Origin of the sequence: Janthinobacterium sp. BJB446 (assembly GCF_002735655.1) — a bacterium.
GTDB lineage: Bacteria > Pseudomonadota > Gammaproteobacteria > Burkholderiales > Burkholderiaceae_D > Janthinobacterium > Janthinobacterium lividum.
Map to the genome: position 1 here is coordinate 2,626,011 of NZ_PDZK01000001.1, position 25,996 is coordinate 2,652,006.

Genomic DNA, 25,996 nt, shown 5'->3' on the forward strand with positions numbered 1-25,996 from the left:
ATATTGCCTGTGCACAGTGTCAATCGTACCGAAGGCCAGTGTCAAGAGGGCGACAGGAACGTTAAGCCTGGCATAAGATGGAAAACGCGACAGCTAGCGCTGCGCCAGCGGCCCCGCCTCCAGCGGTTCGGCCGTGCCCGGCGGCAAGATGCCGGCGGCAAGGGGTGGCAGCGGCTCCGCATGGGCAGCCGGCTCATCGGGCGCCGGCTCGGCGGCCAGGCGGCTGGCCAGGCGCGCATCGAACTGGGCGCTCAAGGCATGGCCGTACTGCTCCGAGCGCAGCACGTCACCGATATGGCGATAGGCATCCCAGGCTTGCCGTCCCGATGGCGTATCGAGGGCGGCAAAAGCCAGTTCGAGTTCGTTCGCCGCCAGCTCGCCGTCGGCCAGCGCGGAAATAGTCTCGTGCAATCGTGTGTGCGTATCCATGATGGATCCTGCCATTTCAAGAGGGTCGGTGCGGAAAACGGACGCAGCCATGCCAACCTCATACTCCCCAGATTACCAGCGCTTGTCAATCGGCATGTCCAGCAATGGCTTCAATTTCTCCGCAATCACTTCGCGCGCGCGAAAAATCCGGCTGCGCACGGTGCCGATGGGGCACGCCATGATCTCCGATATTTCTTCATAGCTCAGGCCCTCGATCTCGCGCAGCACGATGGCCGTGCGCAACTCGATGGGCAGCACATCCATGGCCGCATTGACGGTGGCGGCAATCTGCTTGCTGGCCAGCACCGATTCGGGTGTATTGTTATCGCGCAATTTATTACCGTCATCGAAAGACTCCGCCTGCTCGGCGTCGGTATCGCTGGACGTGGCGGCGCGCCGCCCCTGCGTGACGAGATAATTCTTGGCAGTATTGATGCCGATGCGGTACAACCACGTATAAAAGGCAGCCTCGCCGCGGAAATGGCGCAGCGCCCGGTAGGCCTTGATAAAGGTTTCCTGCACCACATCTTCGGCCTCCGCCGGGTCATGCACGAGGCGCGACACCAGGCGCATCAAGCGGCGCTGATATTTCGATACCAGCACATCAAATGCCCGTTTGTCGCCAGCCTGTACCCGCTCGACCAGCAACTGATCATACTCGCGCTCTGTCCTCACGCCCGATGTCCCTGTAGTCATGCAGCGTGGGCGCCTGTATGGATATAGAGTTGGCCCGCTGCAAGAAGTTCAGTGTTCGCCGCACTTTTATTCTTCCCTGTTCCGCGCCGCGATCGCCCGGCAAGCCACGGCCAGCGGACGGAAGGCGGCGCAGCCGCCGCCGCGCTGCACCAGCACATCCGTGCGCCGCCCGGCCGCATCGGCCAGGCACAGCACGAGCAGCGACGGCCACAAGGTCGAGCCCGGCAACAGGCGCAGCCCCTGCACCCCCGCAAGCCCCGGCCCGGCCGGCTCCGCTCCCCCGTCAGCAATAGCCCCTGGCACCTCGCCATGCTCCAGATATACCGCCAGGCGCAACTGGCCAACCGGCGAAATATCAAGCGCCTGCGGCTTTCTGCGCCGGCGCAGCAAAGCCAGCAAAAACACGCCGCCAGCCGCGCTCAGCAGCGCAGAACCCCAGCCCAGCGCGTAGCCGCCCACCAGCTGACCAGGGCCGGAAGCAGTCCCGGACACGGCAGCAACGCGCCACGCACCGCTCAAGGGCCAGGCGGCCAGCACCGCGCACAACCCCAGCACCGCTTGCAACAGGCGCAAACAGACAGGCGTGCGAATGACAGCCGCTACCGCGATCGACATACTTCATGGGAAAAAAAAGGCGCGCCGGCACCATGCCGGGCAAATTCAGGCGCCAACGAGCGTTGGCGCCGAATCAGCGCTCACTACAGTTTGACCGTAGCGAGCGCTTGAAAGTTCCTGCTTATTTCGCTTTACCGAAAATCAGCGTGCCATTCGTTCCGCCGAAGCCGAACGAATTCTTCACTGCATAATCGATCTTCATATCACGCGCCGTGTTGGCACAGAAATCGAGATCGCAAGCCGGATCCTGGTTGAAGATGTTGATGGTCGGTGGCGACACCTGATGGTGCAATGCCAGGACCGTAAACACCGCTTCCAGACCGCCCGCGCCGCCCAGCAAATGGCCCGTCATCGACTTGGTCGAGTTGACGACCAGATTCTTGGCGTGCTCGCCGAAGGTGCGCTTGATACCCATCACTTCCGCCACGTCGCCTTGCGGGGTCGACGTGCCGTGCGCGTTCAGGTACTGAATCTGATCCGCGTTCAAGCCAGCGTTGTTGAGGGCCGCGATCACCGATTTGCTGCCGCCGCTACCATCTTCCAGCGGCGAGGTCATGTGATAAGCATCTGCGCTCATCCCGAAACCATGCACTTCGGCATAGATCTTGGCACCACGGGCCACCGCGTGCTCGTACTCTTCCAGCACCATGACGCCAGCGCCCTCGCCCAGCACGAAGCCGTCGCGGTCGGTATCCCACGGACGCGATGCCGTTGCCGGATCGTCGTTGCGGGTCGACAAGGCACGCGCCGAAGCGAAACCGCCCAGGCCCAGTGGCGACACGGTCGATTCAGCACCGCCGGCGATCATGACGTCGGCATCGCCGTACTCGATCATGCGCGCTGCGGCACCGATGCTGTGCAAACCGGTGGTACACGCTGTAACGATCGCCAGGTTCGGGCCCTTCAGACCATATTTGATCGAAAGGTTGCCAGAGATCATGTTAATGATCGAGGCAGGCACGAAAAATGGCGAGATACGGCGCGGACCGCGCTTTTCGTACTCGGACTTGGTCTCTTCGATCAGCGGCAAGCCACCGATACCGGAACCGATGATCACGCCGATACGCTCGGCGTTCTCTTCAGTGACTTCCAGACCGGAATCCTGCATCGCCTGGATGCCTGCAGCCATGCCGTAATGGATAAAGGTATCCATGTGGCGGGCTTCCTTACCGGAGATGTACTCTTCGATATTGAAGCCTTTGACTTCACCAGCAAAATGCGTGGTGAATGGCAGTGCATCGAACTTGGTAATCGTGGCAATGCCGGATTTACCTTCAATGATTGCGCCCCACGCCTCGGCAATAGTATTGCCGACAGGTGAAACGCAGCCCAGGCCGGTGACAACAACACGACGGTTTTTAGAACGGCTCAAGCGATTCTCCTGAAGTCGGTCAGACAGGCTTAGGCCTTGACGTGTGCAGTGGCGTAGTCGATCGCCTGTTGCACGGTGGTGATTTTTTCAGCTTGTTCGTCAGGGATTTCCATTTCGAATTCGTCTTCCAGGGCCATGACCAGTTCCACGGTGTCCAGGGAATCGGCGCCGAGATCGTCGACGAAGGAGGATTCGATTTTGATGTCTGCTTCTGCAACGCCCAGTTGCTCAGCGACGATTTTCTTAACGCGTTGTTCGATATCCGACATGTTATGGCTCCAAAGTGTGTGTTACGGAAAGTGCGCGCATTTTATCAGGTTTGCGCGTCCGAATACTAATTTCGGTGTCTGCTGCTAATTCGACCGAAGCTGCTGCTAAAAGATGCGATTATAGACAAAAACGGCCGTTGAATCATGCCACAAACGCCCGCCCCGTCTAGCTTTCACATCAATTCATGTACATTCCACCGTTCACGTGCAGGGTCGTGCCCGTGATATACGCCGCTTGCGGCGAAGCCAAAAAGGCCACCGCAGCTGCCACGTCTTCCGGCTTGCCCAGGCGGGACAGGGGAATTTGCGTCAACAGGGCCGCGTGCTGCTCTTCGCTCAGCGCCTTGGTCATGTCGGTATCGATGAAGCCCGGGGCGATGCAGTTCACGGTAATGTTGCGGCTGCCGATTTCGCGCGCCAGGGCGCGGCTCATGCCTTCCACGCCGGCCTTGGCCGCCGCGTAATTCATTTGCCCAGGATTACCCGACGAAGCCACCACCGACGTGATGTTGATGATACGCCCAGTTTTGGCTTTCATCATGCCGCGCAGCACGGCACGCGACAGGCGGCCGACGGCCGACAGGTTGGTGGAAATGACGCTGTCCCACTCTTCGTCCTTCATGCGCATGGCCAGCTGGTCTTGCGTGATGCCTGCATTGTTGACGAGGATCGACAGACTGCCGTAGGTTTTCTGCACCTCATCGACGACGGCAGCGCAGCGCGCCGCATCGGTCACGTTCAGGACCAGGCCCTTGCCCGTCACGCCTTCGGCGGCCAGGTAATCGGTGATGGCTTGCGCGCCGCTTTCCGAGGTGGCGGTGCCGACCACGGTGGCACCCTGCTTGCCCAGTTCGGTGGCGATGGCGCGGCCGATGCCGCGCGAGGCGCCCGTGACCAGCACGACTTGATTTGCTAAATTCATGAGTATCCTTAAGAGCAACCGCGGCAGGCAGGCTGCCGCGGTCTGATGTTTATTTGAGCTGCGTCAAAATGCGTTCCAGCGATACCTGATCGACGATGGCGTCGCCCACCAGCACCGGATCGATGCGCTTGGCCAGGCCCATCAGGACCTTGCCCGGACCGCACTCGATCACTTGCGTGATGCCGTCGGCCGCCACTTTTTGCATGGTTTCCACCCAGCGCACGGGGCTGGCTGCCTGGCGCACCAGTGCATCCTTGATGCCGGCCACATCGTTGACGATGGCCACGTCGACGTTGTTGATCAGGGCGATCTGCGGCGCCGAGAACGTCAAGCCGGCCATGTATTCGCGCAAACGGTCCGATGCGGGCTTCAGCAGCGACGAGTGGAATGGCGCGGAGACGGGCAGCTTCATGGCGCGCTTGGCGCCCTTGGCCTTGGCCAGTTCGCAGGCGCGCTCGACGGCCGCCGTATGGCCGGCGATGACGACTTGTGCAGGCGCATTGAAATTGACGGGCTCGACCACCAGGGCCGGGTTTTCCGCCGCCGCTTCCGCACAGGCGGCGCGCACGTCGTCATCCGACAAGCCCAGCACGACAGCCATCGTGCCCTGCCCGACGGGCACGGCTTCCTGCATGGCTTGCGCGCGGAAACGCACGAGCGGCACGGCATCCTTGAACGGGATGACGCCGGCGGCGACCAGCGCCGAGTATTCACCGAGGCTGTGACCGGCCACGACCGTCGGCACGGGGCCGCCGGCCGCCAGCCAGGCGCGGTAGAAAGCCACGGCCGCCGTCAGCATCACCGGCTGCGTATTGGTGGTGAGATCGAGCTCTTCCTTCGGACCTTCGGCGATCAGCTTGCCCAGGTCGAATTGCAGGGCGTCCGACGCCTCGGCAACGGTCTGCGCAACCACGGGGTTGCCGGCGAAACCGTCGAGCATCGCAATCGCTTGCGAGCCTTGACCTGGGAAAACAAATGCAAATTGTGTCATGTCGACTCCGTTTTTTTAATAGTGTTGCGGGATTACATGCGCGCCAGCACGGCGCCCCAGGTAAAGCCGCCGCCCACGCCTTCCATCATGACGTTGTCGCCCTTCTTGACGCGGCCATCGCGCACGGCGATGTCGAGCGCCAGCGGGATCGAGGCGGCCGAGGTGTTGCCATGCTGGTCGACGGTGACAACCATCTTCTCCAGCGGCAAGCCAAGTTTCTTGGCGGTGCTGTTCATGATGCGGATATTCGCCTGGTGCGGGATCAGCCAGTCGATCTGGTCCGACGTCATGTTGGCGTGTTCCAGCGCTTCGTGCGCGACCTTTTCCAGCACGGACACGGCCAGCTTGAATACGGCCGGGCCATCCATGTAGAGGAAGGCGCTGCCGTCCAGCGCGCCGCCAGCCAGGCTGCCCGGCACGCTAAGGATGTTCGAGTGGCGGCCGTCCGCGTGCAGCTTGGTGGCCAGGATGCCCGGCTCCTTGGAGGCCGTCATGACGATGGCGCCGGCGCCGTCGCCGAACAGCACGCAGGTGCCGCGGTCGTCGAAATTGAGGATGCGCGAAAACACTTCGGCGCCGATCACCAGCACATTCTTGTGCATGCCCGACTGGATGAAGCTGTCGGCCGTGGCGACCGCATACACGAAACCGCTGCAGACGGCTTGCACGTCGACGGCAGCGCAGTTGTTCGTGATGCCCAGCTTGTTTTGCACGATGCAGGCCGTGCTGGGGAAGCTGCCGAAGAAATCGGGAGTCGAGCTGGCAACGATGATCAAGTCCAGGTCATTGCCGTTCAGGCCAGCCATTTCCAGGGCTTTTTTGGCCGCTTCCACGCCCAGGTCCGAGGAGTTTTGCGACGGCGCCGCGTAATGGCGCGCCGAAATGCCACTGCGCGACACGATCCATTCATCCGACGTCTCGATGCCCTTGGCGGCGAGCTGTTCGGTCAAATCCTGGTTGGTGACGCGCTTCTCCGGCAAGTAGCTGCCGGTACCGATAATTTTGCTGTAAGTTTTGCTAAAAACAGTCATGCAAATACCCGTCCACTAAATGGTAGAGCTTGTTGATGTAGGTTCGTCCGGTACTGGCGTGCGCGGCATCAGCTCGGCGATCAGGCTGGCCAGGTGCGCTTGCACGTCATTTTTTGCCGCATCAAAGGCGCGGCGCAAGGCCCATTCGAACGAATAGGCATCGGCGCTGCCATGGCTCTTGAAGACGAGGCCACGCAAGCCCAGCAGGCTGGCGCCGTTGTAACGCGATGGATTCAAACGGTTGCCGATGGCTTTCAGGGCCCCGCGGGCGATCAGCGCGCCCAGCATGGTAATCGGATTGCGCTTGAATTCGGAAGTGAGCACGTCTTTCATGAAGCGCGCCAGACCTTCAATGGCTTTCAGGGTGACATTGCCGACAAAACCGTCGCAGACGACGATATCGGTCGTACCCTTGAAGATATCGTTGCCTTCCACGTTGCCGTAGAAGTTCAGCGCGCCACGCTCGTGGTCGGCCTGCAGCAGCTTCGAGGTGAGTTTCACCACTTCATTGCCCTTGATATCTTCCGTGCCCACGTTCAGCAAGCCGATCGTCGGGCGTGCGATGCCTTCCATGGCGGACACCAGCACGGAACCCATGATGGCGAACTGGTGCAAGTGATGCGGTTCGCAATCGACGTTGGCGCCCAGGTCCAGCATGTAGGTGGGGCCGTTCTTTTGATTCGGCAAGATGCTGCAGATGGCCGGGCGGTCGACGCCGGCCATGGTTTTCAATACATAGCGCGACACGGCCATCAGGGCTGCCGTATTACCGGCGGAAACGGAGGCTTGCGCCACGCCGTTCTTGACCTGTTCGATGGCCACGCGCATGGAGGAATCCTTCTTGCGGCGCAGGGCCACTTCCAGGGGATCGTCCATGGTAACTTGTTCGGAGGCATGCAATACCGACAGGCGCGGATGCGTGTCGGCTTTATGTTTTTTCAGTTCGGCACGGATCACGTCTTCCAATCCAACAAGGATCAGTTCAGCTTCAGGCTCATGTTTTACGAAGGAAATTGCTGCGGGGATAGTGACTGAGGGACCGTGATCTCCGCCCATGCAGTCGATAGAAATTTTGATTGTCATTTGTGTTGATTCAATACCGCTGCGGGCGTGCGGCAAGATGTGAATCGGACTGGAGCATATGCAGGGCGCAGCATGTCATGCACCGCCTGAGCAAGCTTGATTCAAAATGACGGGTGCGCAAGATGAATTGCAGCCGATAAAAAAGAAGAAGCGGCGCCACGCCGAATAACCACGCAACACCGCTTTCATCTTACCCAACAAAAACGTCGATTACTCGTCGTTTTTGGTCTTCAACACTTTACGGCCACGATAGAAGCCGTTAGGGCTGATATGGTGACGCATGTGTGTTTCGCCGGTAACTGGCTCGACGCTCAATTGCGGCGCGACCAGGAAGTCGTGCGAACGGTGCATGCCGCGCTTGGAAGGGGTTTTCTTGTTCTGTTGAACTGCCATGATGACTCCTAATACATAAGTTCTAAAATTTTAGCACAATCGATTAGCAAATACATGCGAATCGAGTATCCCAGCGGCAAAGACTACCCGAAAATAGCCCGGACCGACATCGTTTATTACAATTACATTTCACTACACTTGCCATACTCGATTACTACACGCGTTTGACACGTTCTTTACTCGGAACCTCACAAACCTGCTGCGCTGACCGCTCGCTACGGTTTTTGAGACCCCCTACAAACTACCACTACTACTTATTCTCTTAACTTATTCTGGCTTCAAATCTTTCAGGGCCGCAAACGGCGACTTCTTTTCAGTCTTGAGAGCATCGAGCTGCGCCGTATCGGGGCAGACGTCGTGTTTGGGTACCTGCGGCAGGGCCAGCAAGGCTTCATCTTCGATCAGGGCCGCGGCATCCATGCTGCGACTGCCGACGATCACGTCGATCGATTCATCGTTGATGATTTCTTCGATCTCGTCCGCGTGCTCGTCATCCTTGCCCAGCATCAGAGTGGTCGTCGAATCAATTGCGTAAGCATACGGAGTCAGGCAGCGCTGGCAAACCAGCTGAACGGTGCCGTTGACCGACAAGGTCAGTTGTGGGTAGCCCAGCTTGCTGGTGCCGCCGACGATCTTCCAGGCGATCTCGCCGGAACTATCTGCACAATCCTTGGTCAACCGGGTCATTTCAGCGACAGGAGTTACACCCTCGCGGCTCCCGCTGATACGACAAAAATCAAAGGCGTCGATCACAAAAGCATTCATTGGTAGAAAATTTCCCCGGAAAACCTGCGATAATAACAGGGTTTTTAGCACGGAGTCAAAGGCTAAGCATCTTTTTTGACGCAATCATTGCCATAAACATGACAACTTCATCAACACCGTCATGCCGCATGGAGCCTCAGTTGTGGGCTCTGCGCCCTGGAATTTGCGTGAAATTCCACTGACATCGACCAGCGCGGCCATGCCGGCCGCCATCCACTACCGAATGATACCAACTTCCGTCCCATTGCGCTTGATTCTTGCATCGAGTTCGACCTACCGCAAGGAATTGCTGGAACGCCTGCGCCTGCCTTTCGAGGTCGCCGTTCCCGATCTCGACGAAAGCCCGCTGCCAGGCGAAAGCCCCAGCGCCACGGCCCTGCGCCTGGCCCAGGCAAAGGCGCAGGCCGTACTCGACCGCTACCCTGGCAGCCTCGTCATCGGCTCCGACCAGGTCGCCACCCTGGACGGTGCGCAGATCGGCAAGCCGGGCAACCATGCGAACGCCCTGCTGCAGCTGCAAACCATGCGCGGGCGCCAGACCGTGTTCCACACGGCCCTGTGCCTGCTCGACGGTCGCCAGAGTCCGCCTGTGGCGCAAGTGGAAGATATCCGGACCCTCGTCACCGTGCGCGACTTGCCCGATGCCGAGCTGGACGCCTACCTGCGCATCGAGCAGCCGTACGATTGCGCCGGCAGCGCCAAGAACGAGGGCCTGGGCATCGCCCTGCTCGAGCGCATCGACAGCACCGACCCGACCGCCCTCACCGGTTTGCCCCTGATCGCCCTCACCGGCATGCTGCGCAAGGCGAGTGTCGCGTTCTTCACCCTTTAATTCATTGAATATACCGACAATAACAATATGACCGGCATCCTGTACCTGATTCCCAACCACCTCGGCCTGTCCGACAGCCCGGCCGACCCGCTGGCCCACATTATTCCAGAGCAAGTACGGCAGATCACGTCGCAGCTCGATTATTTCGTGGCAGAAAACGCCAAGACGGCGCGCGCCTTTTTGAAACTGATCGGCAACCAGCATCCGCTGGCCAAGCCACTGCAGGAAATCACGATTTCCGAACTTAACGTAAATACCCCGGCGCAAGCGCTGGCCGGCTTGCTGGCCCCCCTGCTGGCGGGGCGCGATGCGGGCCTCGTCTCGGAAGCGGGCGTGCCCGCCGTGGCCGACCCCGGTGCAGACCTGGTGCGCCTGGCGCATCAGCACGGCATCAAGGTGCGCCCGCTGGTGGGGCCGTCGTCGATCCTGCTGGCCGTGATGGCCAGCGGCTTGAACGGCCAGAGCTTCGCCTTCAACGGCTACCTGCCCACGGACGCGGCCCTGCGCGCCAAGCGCATCAAGGAACTGGAAGTGCGTTCGCGCACGGAAAAGCAGACTCAGCTGTTCATCGAAACGCCGTACCGCAATGCGGCCATGCTCGAAGCGCTGGTGGCGCAATGCGCGCCGTCGACCCTGATCTGCGTTGCCACCGACCTGAGCCTGGACACGGAAAGCGTGCAAACGTGGAATGGCGGCCAGTGGAAGAAACAATTGGCCGCCGGCAAGGCACCTGACTTCCACAAGAAACCGACCGTGTTCCTGCTGCTGGGACAGTAACCCCCCGCCCATAAAAAAACGCCACGGGTACATTGCCCGTGGCGTTTTTTATTACAGCACTACCAAGAGAAGTATGATTACACTCTTCTTGTACCGGTATTTTTCTGTCCGCCCTTGCCCGTTTCCAATACGAACTTCGCGCCATCGTCGCGGCCCAGCACCTTCACCAGGTAAGGCATGACTTCGCGCAACATCGGCTCCAGCGTGTACGGCGGGTTCAAAATGAACATGCCGCTGCTGTGCAAGCCAAAACCGTCCGGCGACGGAGTGTTGACCGTCAGGGTCACGTGCAGCCAGTCCGAGCTGGGCAATTGCTTGAGCTTGTCGGCAAACTGGCGCGATTCCATGCGCTGCAGCACCGGGTACCAGACGGCATACATGCCCGAAGGGAAGCGCACGAGGGCGTCGGCCAGGGTGTCCTTGACCTTGCGGTAATCCATCTTGTCTTCATATGGCGGGTCGATCAGCACCAGCGCGCGGCGCGATGGCGGCGGCAGCAGGGCTTTCAGGCTCTGGAAACCGTCTGCCTTGGTGATCAGCACGCGCTTGCCGCGCACGGTAGGACGCTCGCCCTGGGCCAGCGCATGCGCCTCGACCTTGCGGAAGTTGTCGGCCAGAATCTTTGCGTCCGCCGGATGCAGCTCGAACAGGCGCAGACGGTCTTGCTCGCGGCTGACCTTGTCCGCGCAGTACGGCGACCCCGGGTAGTAGCGCATCTTGCCGCTCGGATTCATTTCCTTGATCAGCTTCATGTACTCGGCCAACGAGGCCGGCAAGTCCGTGCGGTCCCACAGGGGCGCGATGCCCGTTTCGTACTCGGCATTTTTCGACGCATAGCCACCGTCGAGCGCATACACACCCGCGCCGGAGTGGGTATCGATATAACTATAGGCGGTATCTTTTTGATTCAGATATTGCAACAACTGAATCTGCACATAATGTTTCAACACATCGGCGTGATTACCCGCGTGAAAGGCGTGGCGGTAACTCAACATAAGCTGGCTAATTCCATAATAAAAATAAATAAAGGCGGGAGCGCTGACACCGGGCAGGGCATGAAAACAGACTGGAGGGGTCAGGCTGCGGGGCCAGGAAACAGCATGGACCAGCGTAATCAGCGCGCAATAACCAGCATTATCCACCAGAAAGGTGTATTGCATCAAAAAACACGGATAAACAAGCCCATGCATTCCCGGGACTGCGGTGGCCGGGCGCGGTAGAATACGCGCATCGGGCGCCCGGCGCCCATCGCCCTACTAACTAGATACGACCATGCACAGCCTGACCCTCACGACCGATAACCGCGCCGACGTCGCGGCAGCCCTGGCCGGCCCGCGCTGGACGGTGGCCTGCCTGTGCGCGCTGTGGTGCGGCACTTGCGGCAGCTACCGCACCACATTCGAGGAACTGGCCGCGCGCCATCCTGACACCGTCTTCGTCTGGGTCGACATCGAAGACCAGGCCGACGTAGTGGGCGACCTCGACATCGACAACTTCCCCACCCTGCTGATCCAGCACGAGGACAACGTGGCCTTCTTCGGCACCGTGCTGCCCGACGGCGGCCTGGCGCACCGCATGGTGCAGGCGCAGCAGGCGCTCAGCGGGGCGGAACTGGCGGCGCTGGCCGCCAGCACGCAGGAGCGGCGCGACTGGCAGCGCGACTGCAATCTGCGCAACCTCCTCGCCGCCACCCTGGCTTGATGTAAATTAACCCAGGCGCAGCGGCAGGCTGCGCAGCCTTTTCCCCGTCAAACCGAACACGGCGTTGGCCACGGCCGGCGCAATCGGCGGCGTGCCGGGCTCGCCCACGCCTTCGGGGTGTTCCGCGCTGGCGATGATGACGGTTTCCACCTCGGGCGTTTGCCCCATGCGCAGCACGGCATAGTCGTGGAAGTTAGCCTGCTCGACTTTCCCCTCCTTGAAGGTGATCTCGCCGCCCAGCGCCGCCGACAGGCCAAACAGCACGGCCGACTCCATCTGCTGGGCGATGATGTTCGGATTGACGGCGATGCCGCAATCGATGGCGCACACCACGCGCTGCACGCGGATTTCTCCGTTTTCCACGGACACTTGCGCCACTTGCGCCACGATGCTGCCGAACGACTGATGCAAGGCCACGCCATGCGCATGGCCGGGCGGAGGCGTTCCCGCCTTGGCAACTGCCGCATCGAGCACGGCCAGGTGGCGCGGGTGCCGCACCAGCATGGCACGGCGGAAAGCGATGCCATCCTGCCCCGCCGCGTGGGCCAGTTCGTCGATAAAGCTTTCCTTGAAAAAAGCGTTGTGCGAGTGCCCCACCGAGCGCCAGTAACCGATGGACACAGGACTGTCGGCGATCACGTGGACGATGCGCTGGCTGGCAATTTCATACGGCATGTCGAATTCGCCTTCGGCCGTGGTCTTGTCCGGCCCCGCACCGGGCAAGCCGAAATTACGCTGCAAAAACTGGTGCGTGATGGAGCCGCTGACGGATTTGTTGTCCCAGGAAGCGATGCGGCCGTGTTCATCGAGGCGGGCCGCAAAGCGGGCCAGCGCGGCGGGACGGTACATATCGTGCTGCGTATCCTGTTCGCGCGTCCACACCAGCTGCACGGGCGCGCCGCCGCACTGCAGTGCGATGGCCACGGCCTGGGCGATCATGTCCACTTCCAGGCGGCGGCCGAAACCGCCACCGAGCAGCAGCACCTCGATGACGACGTCCTTCGCAGCGACGCCGGCCACTTTCGCCGCCACGTCGACGGCGATGCCGGGCGCCTGCGTCGAGACCCACAGCATCACCTTGCCATCCTTGACCTGCGCGGTGCAGTTGACGGGTTCCATGGCGGCGTGCGCGAGGAATGGCGCGCGGTACTCGGCAGTAACCTGCCGCATGCCCTGCACGGCCTTGCTTTCCACCTGGCCGCTGGCGTGATAGGCATAGCCCGCTTCGCTATCGAGCAGGCGGGCAAACTCCGCATACACGCCGGCGCTGGACAAATTCGCCTGCGGGCCAGCCTTCCACTGCGTCGGCAACGCGGCGGCCGCCTGCCTGGCGCGCCACCAGGTGTCGGCCACCACGGCGGCACACGAGACGCTGCGCTGAGCCAGGTGCGGCGTCAGGTCCAGCACCTTTTTCACCCCGGGCATGGCCAGCACGGGCGCCGCGTCGAACGCGGACAGGATATCGCCCAGGCGCGGCGGCAGATGCAGGGCCGCATACAGCATGCCGGGCGGGCGCGCATCGATGCCGAAACGCGCGCTGCCATTGACTTTGGATGGCGTGTCGCGGCGCGGCGCCGGCTGGCCGATCAATTTGAAATCCTTGGGCAGCTTCAGCACGGGGGTGCCCGGGTCGATTGCGGCGGCGCGCTGCGCCAGACTGGCGTAGCTGGCGCGCCGGCCATCCGGGTGCAGCACTGCGCCATTTTCCGTGCGGCACTGCGCAGCCGGCACCTGCCACAACGCGGCGGCGGCCCCCACCAGCATGGCGCGCGCCGACGCGCCCGCTTCGCGCATGGGACCCCAACCATCCTTCACGCTCGACGAGCCGCCCGTGACGATCACGCCCAGCTCGCGCGCCGCCTTGGCCACCGTCCACTGGGCCAGCGCTTTTACGCGGCCCTGGTCGTCCGGGTGGAAAGGCAAGCCGTCCTGGAGCATGGCGACATTGCCGAAGATCTTGTCCATGGGCGCCTGGATCAGTTTCACGCTGGACAGCGGCACGTCGAGCTCCTCTGCGACCAGCATCGGCAAGGCCGTATGCACGCCCTGCCCCATCTCGCTGCGCGGCATGGCCAGGGTCACCGCGCCATCGGTGCCGATGGCCAGCCAGCCGTTCAGCGCCACGGCGCCATCCTGCAGCGGCAGCGGCACGCTGCCATGCAGGCGCTGGCGCGGCGGCAGCACGCCCCAGCCCAGTACCAGGGCACCCACGCCGGCCACGCCGAGACCCAGGCCGCGGAGCAGGAAACGGCGGCGCGACGTATTTTTTTCTCCGGCCATGGGATACCCTTTAATTAGTTAGTGGTTGATCCAGCGGGTCGATCCAGCGCTCCAGCATATCCTGTGCCAGCACCGGGCGGCTATAAAAATAACCTTGCGCCAGCTTGCAGCCATGGCGCAGCAGGAAAGCCGCCTGCTCTTCCGTCTCCACGCCTTCGGCGATCACGGACAATTGCATGCTCTTGCCCAGCTGGATGATGGCAATCGCAATCGCTTCGTCATTGACGTCCGTCGAGATATCCTTGATAAAGGAGCGGTCGATCTTCAGGGTTTGCACGGGCAGCTGCTTCAGATACGCGAGCGAGGAATAGCCGGTGCCGAAATCGTCGATGGCCAGGCCCACGCCGATGGCGTGCAAGTCGTTGATGAAACCGAGCGCGTCGCCCGTGTTCATGATGACGGACTCCGTCACTTCCAGCTGCAGGCGCTGCGGCTCGAGACCCGTTTCCTTCAGAATGTCGGCCACCATGCCGGCGATGCTGCCCCGCTCGAACTGCTTGACCGACAGATTCACGGCCATCTTCGGCACGTGCAAGCCCTGCGCCTGCCAGCGCATCATCTGGCGGCATGCTTCGTCGAGCACCCATTTGCCCAGCTGGTTGATGAAGCCGCTATCCTCGGCCAGCGGGATGAAGCGCGCAGGCGGCACCAGGCCCAGTTCCGGGTGGTTCCAGCGCACCAGCGCCTCGACGCCAACCAGGCGGCCCGTGTCGATTTCCACCTGCGGCTGGTAATTGAGGAACATCTCGTTCTTTTCCAGCGAACGGCGCAAAAAGGTTTCCAGGCGCAGCCGCTCGACGCCTTCGCCCGTCATCGACGGCGCATAGAAGCGGTAGCCATTGCGCCCGCGCGCCTTGGCCTGGTACATGGCCACGTCGGCATTGCGGATCAACATGTTCAAGTCCAGCGCATCGTCCGGATACAGGCTGATGCCCACGCTGCAGGTGACGAACAGTTCATGGTCGGCCACCGTGAACGGCTGGTCGAACATGGTCATCAGCTTTTCCGCCACTTGCGTCGCACCGTACTCGCCGTCGACGCGTTCGAGCAGCACGATGAACTCGTCGCCGCCCAGGCGCGCCAGGGTGTCGCCTTCGCGCAGGCGGGCCGCCAGCTGGCCGGCCACCTTTTGCAGCAATTCGTCGCCCACATGGTGGCCCAGGGTGTCGTTGACGTTCTTGAAGCGGTCCAGGTCGATGAACAGCACGGCCAGCTGCTCCTGGTCGCGCGCGGCGCGCAGCAAGGCGTGCTGCAGGCGGTCGTGGAACAGCAAACGGTTCGGCAGGGCCGTCAGCGGATCGTGGTGGGCCATGTGGTCGAGCTTTTCCTGCGACTCCTTGATCAGGGTGATATCGCTGAACACGCCCACGTAATGCGTGGTGCCGGCGCGCGCGTCGCGCACGGCGCTGATGGTCAGCCACTCCAGATACAGCTCGCCATTCTTGCGCTGATGCCAGATTTCGCCGCGCCAGAAACCGCTGGCCTTCAGCTCGTTCCACATGGCTTCGTAGAACGCAGGGTCGTGGCGCGCCGAGCGGGTCAGCGAAGAGTGCTGGCCCACCGCCTCGGCTTCGGCATAGCCGGTGATCTGCGTGAAGGCGGGATTGACGGTGACGATGATGCCGCTGGCATCGACCACCATCACGCCGTCGGCGATATGTTCGAGCACGGTGGCCGACAGGCGCAGTTTTTCCTCGGCTTCCTTGCGCGCCGTGATGTCGGCATACACCCAGATGCTGCCTTCATTGGGGCGCAGCGGATCGAGCGCGCAGCCGCTGACCAACGCCCAGAACAGGCTGCCGTCGCGGCGCTTGTACTGGCGCTCCTCGCTGAAATCGCCGCCCATGGCCAGCGCCGGATACTGGCGCTCGCCCGCCTCTTCGAAGTCATACGAACTCATAAACACCATGGCCGTCGAATTACCCGTCATCTCGGCATGCTTGTAGCCGAACAGTTCCTCGCAGCGGCGGTTGACGGAAATGATGCGGCGGTGGCGCACGAACATCACGCCGAACATCACGTTGTCGAGAATCGCGCTCTGCTCCGTCAGCAGCGCTTCGATGCGCATCTCGTGGTGCTTGCGCTGGCTGATGTCGGCGATGATGCCGTCGACCCAGATGACGCCCTGCTCGCCCGCCTGCGGCTGGCCATTCTCGGCCACCCAGCGCTCGATGCCGAAAGCGTCGATGATGCGGTATTCGAGCGCATATGGACGTACCTCGGCCACCGCCTGGCGGACGGCGCGGCGGTGCTCGCGGCGGTCTTCCGGGCAGATCAGGTCGGCCCAGGCATGCGTGGTGCCGCGCATGAACTGGCGCGCCGAATAGCCGGAAATCTCTTCGATGGCATCGCTGACAAAATCGATGGGGCCGTCCGGCCGGTAGCGGAAGACGGCGCCCGGCACCTGCGTGACGATGGTGCGGAAACGCTCTTCCCGCTGGCCCACATCCTCGAACAGCTGGCCGATGGCCGCGCGCATTTGCTCAAGCTGGGCCGTCAGGCGACCCAGCTCGTCAGTGCTGTGCGAGGTCAGGGGCGTGTCGAAGTCGCCGTGCGACAGGCGGTCGGAAAAGCGCGTCAGGCGGCGCAGGGGTTTCAACAGGCGGCGGTTCAGGAACAGCACGATCAGCGCCATCGACACGGCCAGTTGCGCACCCAGCACGAAAATATAGGAGATCTGCTTTTCGCGCAGCTCCTGCTGGCTGCGCGCATCGTCCATCTCGACGACGACGTGGCCGATGCGTTCGCCGCGCACGAGGATGTCGCGCTCGGCGCGGTACAGATTGCCCACGGGCCGCTGCGGCGCCTGCAGGCGGATGAATTCCGTGTCGCCCTGCCCCAGCACCTTCACCAGCAGCACGGAACGGTCGCGCATCACCGACTCGACCAGCGAGTGGGCCGATTCCGCGTTCATGTTCCACAGCGACTCCTGCATGCCCAGCGCCAGGATATCGGCATTGCGCTGCAAGGCTTCGTTCAGGCTGGTGCGCGCCGACTGGCGCTCATGCACGCCGACCAGCACATAGCTGCCGAAGATGGCCGGAACGACGAGGCCGCCAAATACCACCAGCAGCAAGGCGCCATAGATAGACGAGCCGTACAGCACACGCAGGCTGGCGCGCAGGCGCTGGTAAGGTGAATTAAACATGCGGCAACAGGGCAACAGGGATCAGGCGGGCGATCATTGACTTTACAGGGGAATCGGGTGGTGAGGCGGGAAGAAACTTTATCAGGAGCAATTATGCATGGAAAAAGCGGGGGAAGTCACCAATAAACACACGCCAACGGCTACCTCATGTCATATAAACAGGGTTGAAAAACCACACGCCGCCCGGCGCGCCCGGCCGGCGCCAGCAGAAAAGCGCGCAGCTTGCTATCATCGCGCCACTTTACCTAGAGGAACCACCATGACCTTCTCCATCTACTCCGCTTCGATCCCCGTCTTCAAACAGATCCTGGGCAGCCTGGCCGCCATCCTGGACAAGGCGGAAACGCACGCGCAAGACAAGAAAATCGACCCAAACGCCCTGCTGCAATTCCGCCTGTTCCCGGACATGCTGCCGTTCGTGCGCCAGATCCAGATCGCCACCGACTTCGCCAAGGGCTGCGGCGCGCGCCTGGCCGGCGTGGCCGTGCCACCGTATGAAGACAGCGAACAGAGCTTTGCGGAACTGAAAGCGCGCATCGTGAAAACCATCGCCTTCCTGGAAAGCCTGCCGCAAGCGGACATCGACGGCAGCGAAACGCGCGCCATCACCACCGGCAGCGGCGAAAAGACCAAGCACTTCACGGGCCAGACCTATCTGTTCCACTACGCGCTGCCGCACTTCTTCTTCCACGCGACGACGGCGTACGACATCCTGCGCCACAATGGCATTGAAGTGGGCAAGAAAGATTTTATTGGTAGCTACTGATCGTTAGCGCCAAAAGTACCGGGGTCAGTTCCTTCGGAATCGGAATGCTTCCCATTGGGAAGCATTCCCCCGTCTGGTCTGACCCCGACAGTTGCAGTTGGGTTAAATCAGGTATTCCGGCGCGGATACCCCTGCGCCAGAATCCTCACCCACACCACTTCCTTCTCTTCATCCGTCATCGACACCCAGTGGGCCACTTCCACTACGCTGCGGCCGCAGCCGCGGCAGATTTCATCAAAGGTTGTCGAGCACACGGCCACGCAGGGCGTGTCTGGACGCGGCGGCAATTCCTTGTCCGCCATCAGGACACCTTCGGCAAGCCGAGCTTTTCCCAGCCTTCGGTGCCCAACGCTTCCAGCGTGGCAATATTCTTGTCAAAGATCTCCGACGCTTCCGGGAACGCCTCGACGGCGCGCTCGATGCTGTCTTCGCGCAGCAGGTGCAGGGTCGGGTACGGCGAGCGGTTGGTGTAGTTGCTGATGTCGTCCTCAAACGTTTCGGCAAACTGGTAATTCGGATGGAAACTGGCCACTTGCAGTTCGCCGGCCAGGTGCATGTCTTCCACGGCCGCGTCGGCCACGTCGAGAAACTCGTTGTAGTCGAGGAAATCGTTCAAGGTGTACGGATGGATCAGCAGGGTCGTGTCGATCTGTTCGGGATCCGTGTCGGCCAGGGTTTGCAGCTCGTCCATCAGCATCGCCAGCAGATCTTCCGGATTGCCCGATTCGCACACCACGTAACGGATCTGCTTCTTGACGTGCACGGCCTTGGCGAACGGGCACAGGTTCAGGCCGATCACGGCCTTTTCCAGCCAGGCAACGGTATTGGCGATGATGACGGCGTTGTCGTCGTCGTGGCGCGGCGGGGTGTTCATATACTTGACTCTCTATTAATAAGGCGGCCGGCGGCTGAATGGCCGGCCAAAGCCAAATTGTACGCACTTTTGCGCAGCCTCATACCGGGCGCCATCCAGGCTTGCGCCAGCCTCCTCGCCATGTATGCTATAACAGCGGCCGAATCACGCATCGGGCAAATTAAATTTGCAATAATGACAGCATTTGCGAATGGAAACTCAGCCGTTACCCACTTATTGCCGCTTATTTCCTGTCATCATGCTGACATAATTCTTGACTCCGGCATGTGGATATACGTACACTCGCTGCTTGATCATGGGTCTGTCCGATGTTTCTCCGACGACAACAATGGAACACTATGCACGAAAACTCCTTTAAATCTACCGTCCTGGCGGCGTTGGCCCTGGCGCTTGCGCCCGCCCTCAGCCAGGCGTACGAAGCCGGTGTTGAGAGCGATAACGCGCCAGTCGCCGCCGCCGCACCCGCCCTGATCCCGATGACCGCCCAGGTCACGGCGAAACTCCCCACCCTCGACAACCGCCTGCAAAAGACCGACCGTCTGCTGAAAAACCTCAGCGACAATTCCGATCCGCTGCGCGAAGCCGACGTCTGGGGCCGCATCCGCAGCGGCTATGCGATTCCCGACATCAACAACCAGCTGGTGGCGAACCACGTCAACTGGTACGCCACCCGCCCCGACTACATCGCCCGCACCACGGCACGCGCGTCGCGCTACATCTTCCACGTGGTGCAGGAACTGGAAAAGCGCGGCATGCCGACGGAACTGGCCTTGCTGCCGTTCATCGAGTCCGCCTTCAACCCGCAAGCATTCTCCAGCGCCAATGCGGCCGGCATGTGGCAATTCGTGCCCGCCACCGGGCGTGATTTCAACCTCAAGCAAAACATGTTCAAGGACGAGCGCCGCGGCGTGCTGGCCTCGACCGATGCGGCCCTGACCTACCTGCAGCGCCTGTATGACATGTTTGGCGACTGGCAACTGGCTCTGGCCGCCTACAACTGGGGCGAAGGCTCCGTGCAGCGCGCCATCAAGAAAAACCAGGCGCTGGGCAAGCCGACCGACTTCGAAAGCCTGGCCGACCTGATGCCGGCCGAAACGCGCAACTACGTGCCGAAACTGCAAGCGGTGAAAAACATCATCGCCAATCCGGCCCAGTTCGGCCTGACCCTGCCCGTGGTCGACAACCAGCCGTATTTCACGGCCATCGACAAGACCAGCGACATCGACATCACCGTTGCCGCCCAGCTGGCCGAGCTGTCAATGGATGAATTCAAGGCCTTGAATCCGCAATTTAACCGCCCCGTCATCATCGGCGGTGAAAAGACCAAGATTCTGTTGCCGCAGGAAAACGCCGCCAAGTTCACCACCAACCTGGCGCAATGGGGCCATGCCTTGTCCAGCTGGACGACGCACAAGATCACCAATGCGCGCGAACGCATCGAAACCCTGGCGTCGAAATTCGGCACCACGGCCGACGTGCTGCGCCAGGCCAACAATATTCCCCAGCGCACCAGCCTGCGTGCCGGCTCCACCATCCTCGTGCCGAAAACTTCGGCCACGATGAACAAGGACATCACCCAGGAAATCGCCGACAGCGCCACCATGCTGCTGGAAGCGGACCGTCCGGAACGGGCCGCCAAGGCACTGCGCCGCGCCGCCAAGGGTGGCAAGGTGCAAGCCGCGCCAATTTCCCTGGTGAAACCGCGCATCCAGCGCGGCGGTGGCAACAGTCGCGCCAAGGCCCGTCACTGATCGCCTGAGCTGTATTGACCTACCTCACCGGCCGCCACAGCTTTGCTGTCGCGGCCGGTTGTACATCCGCCCACCCCGCCCACCTACCCAGACAGGAGTCGTCATGGCTTTCTTGCAAGGCAAAAAAATCCTCATCACGGGCTTGCTGTCGAACCGTTCCATCGCCTATGGCATCGCCAAGGCTTGCCACCGCGAAGGCGCCACCCTCGCCTTCACGTATGTGGGCGAACGCTTCAAGGAGCGCATCACGGAATTTGCGGCGGAATTCGGCAGCGAACTGGTATTCGACTGCGACGTTTCCAGCGATGAACAGATCAGCGCCGTCTTCAGCGACCTGGCGCGCCACTGGGAACATCTCGATGGCCTGGTGCACGCCATCGGTTTTGCGCCGCGCGAAGCGATCGCCGGCGACTTCCTCGATGGCCTGTCGCGCGACAGCTTCCGTATCGCGCATGACATTTCCGCCTACAGCTTTCCCGCCATGGCCAAGGCCGCCCTGCCCCTGCTGCATCCGGGCGCTTCGGTGCTGACCCTGACCTACCTGGGCGCCGTGCGCGCCGTGCCCTACTACAACACCATGGGCCTGGCCAAGGCCTCGCTGGAAGCATCCGTGCGCTACCTGGCCGAATCGCTGGGTCCGCGCGGCATCCGCGCCAACGGCATCTCGGCCGGCCCCATCAAGACACTGGCCGCGTCCGGCATCAAGGATTTCAGCAAACTCCTGGGCTTTGTGGCCGAGCACGCCCCGCTGCGCCGCAACGTCACCATCGAAGAGGTCGGCAACACGGCCGCCTTCCTGCTATCCGACCTGGCCTCCGGCATCACGGGCGAGATTACCTACGTCGATGGCGGTTTTTCGCAAGTGATGGCCGTGAATCCCGAAGTAGAGTGAGGCGGTGATGGCCGATGTTTTGCGGTTGTCACTTGACAACCGACCAATATCGACCTACATTGGAGGCATCGCATGGCGCGCTCCCCGCACCCGAAGAAGGACATCGGAGCGGCGCTGCGCCACGCGGAAAGCCAGGGCTGGCGCGTAGAAACGGGTGGCAGCCATGCCTGGGGCAAGATCTGCTGCCCGTACAACGATGCCGGCTGCCGTTGCGGCGAATTCTGCATCGCCTGCATCTGGAGCACGCCGACAAATCCCGGCAACCATGCACGGGCGATACGGCGGGTGGTCGACAACTGCACTTTCAATAAGCTGATGCACGACTGCATGCAACGCAAATCCAGGGGGGTAGCCATCATGGATTACATCTTTACTCTCAAATACCGCCTGCCCGATAACGAAACCGACCTCGATGCGCTGGCCGAGCGCCTGGGCGGCGGCGGTTGCGACGATGCCCTGGCCGGCATCGGGCAGGCGGGACGCCTGGCGCTGGAATTCACGCGCGAGGCCAGCAATGCCAGCGAAGCACTGCTGAGCGCCATGGCCGATGTGAAAGCCATCGTGCCCGGGGCCGTGCTGGTCGAGGCCGCCCCCGACTTCGTGGGACTGACGGACGTGGCGCAAGTGCTGGGCTTGTCTCGCCAAAACCTGCACAAGCTGATGAACAAACACCGCCACAACTTCCCCGCGCCCGTACATGAGGGCAGCGCCACCATCTGGCACCTGGCCGACGTGCTGGCTTGGCTGCAGGCCAAGGGGACTTACCAGCTGGAACGCAGCCTGGTCGACGTGGCGCAAGCGGCCCGGCAAATCAACCTGGCCAGGGAAACGCGACAGGCGCCGCCGCTGCCCGCCGACATCGTGGCCATGCTCCATTAAACGGAAGAAAACTACGTATTCTTACTGATTTCACATAGGAAACATGATCAAAACGTGGTAGGACTGTCGTTTCTTCCCATTTAAGCCGTGCAAAACGGCTGCAAATACGGTATAGTGTCGTTGTGCGCTGCAATATGTTTCCTTGAAGCGATGGCAACACCGCAGTTACATGCACTACAAACTTAGCAGCTTCGCAAGCCTTAGCGCATCCACAGGATGCCGCTTATAAAGCCCTCCCGCCTTGTGTGTCGCACCTGACACCGTCCCGGCGCAAAGCTTTTGTGCCGAAATTTCTTTCTAGTTGAGTCATTTCGTTTTGGTTGGCGTTGCTATTTTGCGTTCTGCTTTTTGCAAGAACGCTGATTTTTACGAAAGAAAAAGAATGACATTTGAATCCTTAGGCCTGCATCCGTCCATCATCGCCGCTCTGACCGAATCGGGCTACACCGCGCCAACCGCGGTACAGTCGCAAGCGATTCCAGCCGCGATCGAAGGCCGTGACCTGCTGGTCTCGTCGCAGACCGGTTCGGGCAAGACGGCAGCTTTCATGCTGCCATCGCTGCACAAACTGGCCAGCGCCGAACAAAGCGCCGCCGGCAAGACGCCGAACCAGGAAATGCAAGCATCGCGCGCCCGCGGCGAGCGTCCACGTTTCAAGGCTGCCCAGCCAAAAATGCTGGTGCTGACGCCAACGCGCGAACTGGCCCTGCAAGTGACCACCAATACCGACAAGTACAGCACCGGCATCCGCCGCATCAAGGCTGTGTCGATCCTGGGCGGCATGCCTTACCCTAAACAGATGCAATTGCTGGCCAAGAATCCTGAGATCCTGGTCGCTACCCCCGGCCGTCTGATCGACCACATGGACTCGGGCAAGATCGACTTCTCGCAACTGGAAATCCTGGTGCTGGACGAAGCCGACCGCATGCTGGACATGGGTTTCATCGACGACATCGAAAAGATCGTGGAAGCGACGCCGGAAGGCCGTCAAACCATGCTGTTCTCGGCAACGCTGGACGGCGTCGTCGGCAACATGGCTCGCCGCATCACGAAGAACCCGCTGGTCATCCAGGTGGCAAGCTCGAGCAACAAGCATGAAAACATCACCCAGCGCGTTCACTTCGTCGACGACCTGTCGCACAAGAATCGCCTGCTGGACCACCTGCTGCGCGACGAATCGCTGGACCAGGCTGTTGTGTTTACCGCCACCAAGCGTGACGCCGACACCATCGCCGACCGTCTGAACATCGCCGGCTTCTCGGCTGCCGCCTTGCACGGCGACATGCATCAGGGCGCGCGTAACCGCACCCTGGACGGCATGCGCCGCGGCCAGGTCAAAGTGCTGGTTGCCACCGACGTTGCCGCCCGCGGTATCGACGTGCCAACGATCACCCACGTGTTCAACTACGATCTGCCGAAGTTCCCGGAAGACTACGTCCACCGCATCGGCCGTACCGGCCGCGCTGGCCGCAATGGCCTGGCCATCTCGCTGGTGAACCACGCTGAAGGCATGAACGTCAAGCGTATCGAACGCTTCACCAAGCAATTGATCCCGGTCAATGTCATCGAAGGTTTCGAGCCTAAGAAAACGGCATCGGCACCACGTTCGAGCGCCCGTCCAGGCGGCTGGAAACCAGGCGACAACCGTGGCGGCGCGAAGCCAGGTCAACGCACGTTCAGCAAGCCAGGCGCACCACGCAAAGACGGCGCACCGAGCACCGGCGGCGGCTACAAGGGTTCCAACCCGCGCAGCACCGACGGCGCACGCCGCAGCTACGGCGACCGTTAATCACGGCGCCATGCCGCCCACGGGCGGCAAGCAATAAAAAACGGCCACCAGATCACTCTGGTGGCCGTTTTTTTATGTCCGCAACGACTTATTTCTTCGACACTTTCTGGCGCGAAAGCTTGCGCAGCTTGGCCTGCTCGAAGCGCGCGTGCTGTTCCGGCGTTTCCAGTACCAGCGGCGGCACGGCCACCGGTTTGCGGTTGGCATCCACGGCCACCATCGTGAAATAGCAACTGTTGGCGTGGCGCACCAGGCGCTGCTGGATGTTTTCCGTCACCACGCGAATACCCACTTCCATCGACGTCGTGCCCGTGTAATTGATCGACGCGAGGAACGTCACCAGTTCGCCCACGTGGATAGGCTGCAGGAACATCACCTGGTCCACCGACAGGGTCACCACATAGCTGCCCGAATAGCGGCTGGCGCAGGCATAGGCGACGCTGTCGAGGTATTTCAGGATGGTGCCGCCGTGCACATTGCCGGAAAAATTGGCCATATCGGGCGTCATCAAGACCGTCATCGTCAGTTCGTGGGCCGACCAGTTCATCGCGCTGTCCAAAGTATTCTCCAAAGGGGGAAATTAAAAGTGAGGGGAGATGTGAAAACCGGCCACGAGGGCCGGTTGTGAGCCTTACAGGCCCAGGGTGTCGATATCGGCCAGCGACTCGCGGCCCTTGTCGGAAATGTCGTAGCCTTCGCCTTCGGCGCGCGCCACGATGTGGGCTTTCTTGCCCAGGAAGTAAGCCACATCCGATTCCAGCTTGGTCAGTGGATCGGTGGCGACGGCGCGCAGCCCCATGATGCAGCGGCGCAGGAACAGCAGTTGCTGTGCTTTCTCGGTGATGGACAGACGGCCATCGCGTGCATAGCTGAGCAGCTTCAGGCCGGACAGGCGCTTGGCATTGCGGGCAACGCAAGCGCTGGGGCGCTCGGTCTTGATGCCGCGTGCAACTTGCTCCAGCGCGTCATATTCATCGGTTGTTAATTTCTCGTTCTTCATTACTTTTCCATAAAAGGCCAGGTGTTCGGCCCCCATGGTACGCGCCCCGCTGCGCATCGGCAACAGGCAACGTGAATCAGTCACCGCCCGCGCGGCGGACGGCTGACTGGAAGACGGGCAGGACAGCCCTTATTTATAGTTGCGCAGCAGCAGCCAGGCCAGGCCGCAACCCGCCACGGCGCCCGCCAGGGCCAGCGCCACGAGGTTTTTGCTGGTCATCACAGGCCGCCGGCCCAGGTAGATTTTGTTATGCAAGGAATTGCCCATGATGGTCTCCTGTACAAGAATTTTTATGATGTCTCATTATAAGAACAGAATCGTGACGGCCGCATGACACTCGACAGTTAGAGTTTAATTTGTATCCACTCGGCAACATTTATTGACGTTTTTGTTGTTTAAATGGCGTGGCGCCGGCGGCCACCGCGCAGTCCATTTCCGATCGGAAATAAACGCGACGCACATCTCCCCGTCACTGCATTTTCACGGGCGGTGGCGGCGGCGTCGGCTCCTCGACGGGCACGGGCTCGATGTGGGGCGGCGTTTCCGGCGGCGGCGTGACGGGATCGCCTTCCGGCGGTGGCGGCATATCGGGTTCGGGCGTGCTGTGCGCACGCAACGGGGCAGGACGGAATTGGGTTTGCATGTGACCTCCTTTGCCCCACTCTAGCCGATGCGGCCAAATCCTGGCGCCCGCCAGTGGCAGACGACGGGGGAACTAAACGGCGTGGCGCCACTCCAACC

At 61.4% G+C, this 25,996-nt stretch carries 28 protein-coding genes and 1 pseudogene; 9 read left to right on the forward strand and 20 right to left on the reverse strand.

Features of this window, described 5'->3' with window-relative positions; all coding sequences use genetic code 11:
* Window positions 1-93: 93 nt before the first annotated feature.
* The 11 genes from CSQ92_RS11575 to CSQ92_RS11625 all read right to left on the reverse strand — a co-directional run bounded on the left by CSQ92_RS11575 (window position 94) and on the right by CSQ92_RS11625 (window position 8,566).
* Window positions 94-429: a sigma-E factor negative regulatory protein gene (locus tag CSQ92_RS11575; protein WP_099394182.1), complete on the reverse strand. Its 336-nt coding sequence runs from the start codon at window positions 427-429 to the stop codon at window positions 94-96.
* 72 nt (window positions 430-501) lie between these two features.
* Window positions 502-1,125, reverse strand: a complete 624-nt coding sequence (gene rpoE, locus CSQ92_RS11580) for an RNA polymerase sigma factor RpoE (RefSeq protein ID WP_070280215.1) — start codon at window positions 1,123-1,125, stop codon at window positions 502-504.
* A gap of 66 nt (window positions 1,126-1,191) precedes the next feature.
* Window positions 1,192-1,740 (reverse strand): hypothetical protein, encoded by a 549-nt coding sequence (locus CSQ92_RS11585; protein ID WP_099394183.1) that lies wholly within the window; start codon window positions 1,738-1,740, stop codon window positions 1,192-1,194.
* Window positions 1,741-1,861: 121 nt separating this feature from the next.
* The gene (fabF, locus tag CSQ92_RS11590; protein ID WP_070280213.1) at window positions 1,862-3,112 is read right to left on the reverse strand and encodes a beta-ketoacyl-ACP synthase II; all 1,251 of its coding nucleotides are present in this window, start codon (window positions 3,110-3,112) and stop codon (window positions 1,862-1,864) included.
* 29 nt (window positions 3,113-3,141) lie between these two features.
* Complete coding sequence (gene acpP, locus CSQ92_RS11595; protein ID WP_008449912.1) at window positions 3,142-3,381, reverse strand: acyl carrier protein; 240 nt, start codon at window positions 3,379-3,381, stop codon at window positions 3,142-3,144.
* Between the two features lie 178 nt (window positions 3,382-3,559).
* Window positions 3,560-4,303 carry a 3-oxoacyl-ACP reductase FabG gene (fabG, locus tag CSQ92_RS11600; RefSeq protein WP_034749638.1) on the reverse strand — a complete coding sequence of 248 codons (744 nt, stop codon included), beginning with the start codon at window positions 4,301-4,303 and terminating at the stop codon, window positions 3,560-3,562.
* A gap of 49 nt (window positions 4,304-4,352) precedes the next feature.
* Window positions 4,353-5,294: an ACP S-malonyltransferase gene (fabD, locus tag CSQ92_RS11605; RefSeq protein WP_099394184.1), complete on the reverse strand. Its 942-nt coding sequence runs from the start codon at window positions 5,292-5,294 to the stop codon at window positions 4,353-4,355.
* Between the two features lie 32 nt (window positions 5,295-5,326).
* Entirely contained in the window at window positions 5,327-6,325 is a 999-nt protein-coding gene (locus tag CSQ92_RS11610) for a beta-ketoacyl-ACP synthase III (protein WP_034779239.1), read from the reverse strand.
* Window positions 6,326-6,340: 15 nt separating this feature from the next.
* Window positions 6,341-7,408, reverse strand: a complete 1,068-nt coding sequence (gene plsX, locus CSQ92_RS11615) for a phosphate acyltransferase PlsX (RefSeq protein WP_099394185.1) — start codon at window positions 7,406-7,408, stop codon at window positions 6,341-6,343.
* Window positions 7,409-7,618: 210 nt separating this feature from the next.
* A complete protein-coding gene (gene rpmF / locus CSQ92_RS11620; protein ID WP_034749653.1) occupies window positions 7,619-7,801 on the reverse strand; it encodes a 50S ribosomal protein L32 in 183 nt (60 codons plus the stop codon).
* 267 nt (window positions 7,802-8,068) lie between these two features.
* Entirely contained in the window at window positions 8,069-8,566 is a 498-nt protein-coding gene (locus CSQ92_RS11625) for a YceD family protein (RefSeq protein ID WP_034779242.1), read from the reverse strand.
* A 223-nt stretch (window positions 8,567-8,789) separates the two neighbouring features.
* On the opposite strand from CSQ92_RS11625, the gene CSQ92_RS11630 reads away from it, so the two are divergent.
* Window positions 8,790-9,398: a Maf-like protein gene (locus CSQ92_RS11630; RefSeq protein WP_099394682.1), complete on the forward strand. Its 609-nt coding sequence runs from the start codon at window positions 8,790-8,792 to the stop codon at window positions 9,396-9,398.
* 27 nt (window positions 9,399-9,425) lie between these two features.
* Window positions 9,426-10,175, forward strand: coding sequence for an SAM-dependent methyltransferase (locus CSQ92_RS11635; RefSeq protein WP_070280210.1), 750 nt, complete (start codon window positions 9,426-9,428; stop codon window positions 10,173-10,175).
* 77 nt (window positions 10,176-10,252) lie between these two features.
* On the opposite strand, the gene CSQ92_RS11640 is transcribed toward CSQ92_RS11635, so the two are convergent.
* Complete coding sequence (locus tag CSQ92_RS11640; protein ID WP_034749665.1) at window positions 10,253-11,170, reverse strand: 23S rRNA (adenine(2030)-N(6))-methyltransferase RlmJ; 918 nt, start codon at window positions 11,168-11,170, stop codon at window positions 10,253-10,255.
* Between the two features lie 277 nt (window positions 11,171-11,447).
* Here CSQ92_RS11640 and CSQ92_RS11645 point away from each other — a divergent pair, with 277 nt between their 5' ends.
* Entirely contained in the window at window positions 11,448-11,876 is a 429-nt protein-coding gene (locus CSQ92_RS11645) for a thioredoxin family protein (RefSeq protein ID WP_099394186.1), read from the forward strand.
* 6 nt (window positions 11,877-11,882) lie between these two features.
* On the opposite strand, the gene CSQ92_RS11650 is transcribed toward CSQ92_RS11645, so the two are convergent.
* Window positions 11,883-14,156 carry a xanthine dehydrogenase family protein molybdopterin-binding subunit gene (locus CSQ92_RS11650; protein ID WP_099394187.1) on the reverse strand — a complete coding sequence of 758 codons (2,274 nt, stop codon included), beginning with the start codon at window positions 14,154-14,156 and terminating at the stop codon, window positions 11,883-11,885.
* 10 nt (window positions 14,157-14,166) lie between these two features.
* The gene (locus CSQ92_RS11655; protein ID WP_099394188.1) at window positions 14,167-17,304 is read right to left on the reverse strand and encodes an EAL domain-containing protein; all 3,138 of its coding nucleotides are present in this window, start codon (window positions 17,302-17,304) and stop codon (window positions 14,167-14,169) included.
* Between the two features lie 259 nt (window positions 17,305-17,563).
* Here CSQ92_RS11655 and CSQ92_RS11660 point away from each other — a divergent pair, with 259 nt between their 5' ends.
* Complete coding sequence (locus CSQ92_RS11660) at window positions 17,564-18,070, forward strand: DUF1993 domain-containing protein (RefSeq protein ID WP_034779265.1); 507 nt, start codon at window positions 17,564-17,566, stop codon at window positions 18,068-18,070.
* A gap of 107 nt (window positions 18,071-18,177) precedes the next feature.
* On the opposite strand, the gene CSQ92_RS11665 is transcribed toward CSQ92_RS11660, so the two are convergent.
* Both CSQ92_RS11665 and CSQ92_RS11670 read right to left on the reverse strand, forming a co-directional pair.
* Window positions 18,178-18,372, reverse strand: a complete 195-nt coding sequence (locus CSQ92_RS11665; RefSeq protein ID WP_034779267.1) for a DUF1289 domain-containing protein — start codon at window positions 18,370-18,372, stop codon at window positions 18,178-18,180.
* Complete coding sequence (locus CSQ92_RS11670; RefSeq protein ID WP_034779269.1) at window positions 18,372-18,944, reverse strand: DUF1415 domain-containing protein; 573 nt, start codon at window positions 18,942-18,944, stop codon at window positions 18,372-18,374. Before CSQ92_RS11670 ends, CSQ92_RS11665 begins: the two co-directional genes overlap by 1 nt.
* Window positions 18,945-19,282: 338 nt before the next feature.
* On the opposite strand from CSQ92_RS11670, the gene CSQ92_RS11675 reads away from it, so the two are divergent.
* The 5 genes and pseudogenes from CSQ92_RS11675 (at window position 19,283) to CSQ92_RS11690 (ending at window position 24,255) form a co-directional block, all read left to right on the forward strand.
* Window positions 19,283-20,695, forward strand: a complete 1,413-nt coding sequence (locus CSQ92_RS11675; protein ID WP_034779271.1) for a transglycosylase SLT domain-containing protein — start codon at window positions 19,283-19,285, stop codon at window positions 20,693-20,695.
* 103 nt (window positions 20,696-20,798) lie between these two features.
* Entirely contained in the window at window positions 20,799-21,587 is a 789-nt protein-coding gene (fabI, locus tag CSQ92_RS11680; protein WP_092605975.1) for an enoyl-ACP reductase FabI, read from the forward strand.
* Between the two features lie 72 nt (window positions 21,588-21,659).
* A pseudogene (locus tag CSQ92_RS29205) lies at window positions 21,660-21,911 on the forward strand (hypothetical protein); the annotation flags it as partial.
* Window positions 21,912-21,944: 33 nt separating this feature from the next.
* Complete coding sequence (locus CSQ92_RS11685; RefSeq protein WP_099394683.1) at window positions 21,945-22,466, forward strand: helix-turn-helix transcriptional regulator; 522 nt, start codon at window positions 21,945-21,947, stop codon at window positions 22,464-22,466.
* Window positions 22,467-22,848: 382 nt separating this feature from the next.
* Window positions 22,849-24,255, forward strand: a complete 1,407-nt coding sequence (locus CSQ92_RS11690; protein ID WP_035820280.1) for a DEAD/DEAH box helicase — start codon at window positions 22,849-22,851, stop codon at window positions 24,253-24,255.
* An 88-nt stretch (window positions 24,256-24,343) separates the two neighbouring features.
* Here CSQ92_RS11690 and CSQ92_RS11695 read toward each other — a convergent pair whose 3' ends face one another.
* The 4 genes from CSQ92_RS11695 to CSQ92_RS29060 form a co-directional block, all read right to left on the reverse strand.
* Window positions 24,344-24,802: an acyl-CoA thioesterase gene (locus CSQ92_RS11695; RefSeq protein WP_034750191.1), complete on the reverse strand. Its 459-nt coding sequence runs from the start codon at window positions 24,800-24,802 to the stop codon at window positions 24,344-24,346.
* Window positions 24,803-24,886: 84 nt separating this feature from the next.
* Window positions 24,887-25,255, reverse strand: a complete 369-nt coding sequence (locus CSQ92_RS11700) for a hypothetical protein (RefSeq protein ID WP_034779283.1) — start codon at window positions 25,253-25,255, stop codon at window positions 24,887-24,889.
* 129 nt (window positions 25,256-25,384) lie between these two features.
* Entirely contained in the window at window positions 25,385-25,522 is a 138-nt protein-coding gene (locus tag CSQ92_RS29055; RefSeq protein ID WP_162483240.1) for a hypothetical protein, read from the reverse strand.
* Window positions 25,523-25,724: 202 nt separating this feature from the next.
* On the reverse strand, window positions 25,725-25,898 hold the full coding sequence (locus CSQ92_RS29060) for a hypothetical protein (RefSeq protein ID WP_176384904.1): 174 nt from the start codon (window positions 25,896-25,898) through the stop codon (window positions 25,725-25,727).
* Between the last annotated feature and the right edge of the window lie 98 nt (window positions 25,899-25,996).

Excerpts from the sequence above, each read along its gene's own strand:
- CSQ92_RS11585 (WP_099394183.1), bottom strand. The coding sequence starts at position 1,740 with ATGTCGATCGCGGTAGCGGCTGTCATTCGCACGCCTGTCTGTTTGCGC.
- CSQ92_RS11635 (WP_070280210.1), top strand. The coding sequence starts at position 9,426 with ATGACCGGCATCCTGTACCTGATTCCCAACCACCTCGGCCTGTCCGAC.
- CSQ92_RS11575 (WP_099394182.1), bottom strand. The coding sequence starts at position 429 with ATGGATACGCACACACGATTGCACGAGACTATTTCCGCGCTGGCCGAC.
- rpmF (WP_034749653.1), bottom strand. The coding sequence starts at position 7,801 with ATGGCAGTTCAACAGAACAAGAAAACCCCTTCCAAGCGCGGCATGCAC.
- fabG (WP_034749638.1), bottom strand. The coding sequence starts at position 4,303 with ATGAATTTAGCAAATCAAGTCGTGCTGGTCACGGGCGCCTCGCGCGGC.
- CSQ92_RS11685 (WP_099394683.1), top strand. The coding sequence starts at position 21,945 with ATGGATTACATCTTTACTCTCAAATACCGCCTGCCCGATAACGAAACC.
- CSQ92_RS11660 (WP_034779265.1), top strand. The coding sequence starts at position 17,564 with ATGACCTTCTCCATCTACTCCGCTTCGATCCCCGTCTTCAAACAGATC.
- CSQ92_RS11695 (WP_034750191.1), bottom strand. The coding sequence starts at position 24,802 with ATGAACTGGTCGGCCCACGAACTGACGATGACGGTCTTGATGACGCCC.
- CSQ92_RS11625 (WP_034779242.1), bottom strand. The coding sequence starts at position 8,566 with ATGAATGCTTTTGTGATCGACGCCTTTGATTTTTGTCGTATCAGCGGG.
- CSQ92_RS11630 (WP_099394682.1), top strand. The coding sequence starts at position 8,790 with ATGATACCAACTTCCGTCCCATTGCGCTTGATTCTTGCATCGAGTTCG.
- CSQ92_RS11640 (WP_034749665.1), bottom strand. The coding sequence starts at position 11,170 with ATGTTGAGTTACCGCCACGCCTTTCACGCGGGTAATCACGCCGATGTG.
- CSQ92_RS11670 (WP_034779269.1), bottom strand. The coding sequence starts at position 18,944 with ATGAACACCCCGCCGCGCCACGACGACGACAACGCCGTCATCATCGCC.
- rpoE (WP_070280215.1), bottom strand. The coding sequence starts at position 1,125 with ATGACTACAGGGACATCGGGCGTGAGGACAGAGCGCGAGTATGATCAG.
- CSQ92_RS11645 (WP_099394186.1), top strand. The coding sequence starts at position 11,448 with ATGCACAGCCTGACCCTCACGACCGATAACCGCGCCGACGTCGCGGCA.
- CSQ92_RS29060 (WP_176384904.1), bottom strand. The coding sequence starts at position 25,898 with ATGCAAACCCAATTCCGTCCTGCCCCGTTGCGTGCGCACAGCACGCCC.
- plsX (WP_099394185.1), bottom strand. The coding sequence starts at position 7,408 with ATGACAATCAAAATTTCTATCGACTGCATGGGCGGAGATCACGGTCCC.
- CSQ92_RS11690 (WP_035820280.1), top strand. The coding sequence starts at position 22,849 with ATGACATTTGAATCCTTAGGCCTGCATCCGTCCATCATCGCCGCTCTG.
- CSQ92_RS11700 (WP_034779283.1), bottom strand. The coding sequence starts at position 25,255 with ATGAAGAACGAGAAATTAACAACCGATGAATATGACGCGCTGGAGCAA.
- CSQ92_RS11650 (WP_099394187.1), bottom strand. The coding sequence starts at position 14,156 with ATGGCCGGAGAAAAAAATACGTCGCGCCGCCGTTTCCTGCTCCGCGGC.
- CSQ92_RS11675 (WP_034779271.1), top strand. The coding sequence starts at position 19,283 with ATGCACGAAAACTCCTTTAAATCTACCGTCCTGGCGGCGTTGGCCCTG.
- CSQ92_RS11665 (WP_034779267.1), bottom strand. The coding sequence starts at position 18,372 with ATGGCGGACAAGGAATTGCCGCCGCGTCCAGACACGCCCTGCGTGGCC.
- CSQ92_RS11610 (WP_034779239.1), bottom strand. The coding sequence starts at position 6,325 with ATGACTGTTTTTAGCAAAACTTACAGCAAAATTATCGGTACCGGCAGC.
- fabI (WP_092605975.1), top strand. The coding sequence starts at position 20,799 with ATGGCTTTCTTGCAAGGCAAAAAAATCCTCATCACGGGCTTGCTGTCG.
- fabD (WP_099394184.1), bottom strand. The coding sequence starts at position 5,294 with ATGACACAATTTGCATTTGTTTTCCCAGGTCAAGGCTCGCAAGCGATT.
- CSQ92_RS11655 (WP_099394188.1), bottom strand. The coding sequence starts at position 17,304 with ATGTTTAATTCACCTTACCAGCGCCTGCGCGCCAGCCTGCGTGTGCTG.
- CSQ92_RS29055 (WP_162483240.1), bottom strand. The coding sequence starts at position 25,522 with ATGGGCAATTCCTTGCATAACAAAATCTACCTGGGCCGGCGGCCTGTG.
- acpP (WP_008449912.1), bottom strand. The coding sequence starts at position 3,381 with ATGTCGGATATCGAACAACGCGTTAAGAAAATCGTCGCTGAGCAACTG.